At 45.3% G+C, this 274-nt stretch carries 1 protein-coding gene; it reads left to right on the forward strand.

What is annotated here, in order from left to right:
• On the forward strand, positions 1 to 202 hold a 202-nt coding region (locus QWJ41_RS21305), incomplete at its 5' end, for a hypothetical protein (protein WP_302710503.1).
• Positions 203 to 274: the final 72 nt, after the last annotated feature.

The following is a 274-nucleotide window of genomic DNA, read 5'->3' on the forward strand; positions in this document are numbered from 1 at the left end:
TGCTGTCAAGCCCTTTGCAAAAATGTTTATAAAGATTCATAATTCTGTCATAAAGGGGGTGTGCGCCCTAGGTGGGGGCGGGGCTGAGAGGGTTACCGTCCCCTTGGGAAAGGTGGCAAAGCCGCAGGCTTTGACGGAAGGGGTTTCTTATTATAATATGTACTACTTCTCCCGCCTTTTTCAGCAATTCGTGCAGTTTTAGTCCCATTCGTGCACAATTTCTTTTGTTTTTGCCCAGTTTATGGTATATTTATAGTAACGAGACCCCCGTATA

Origin of the sequence: Nocardioides cremeus (assembly GCF_030518195.1) — a bacterium.
GTDB classification, from domain to species: domain Bacteria; phylum Actinomycetota; class Actinomycetes; order Propionibacteriales; family Nocardioidaceae; genus Nocardioides; species Nocardioides cremeus.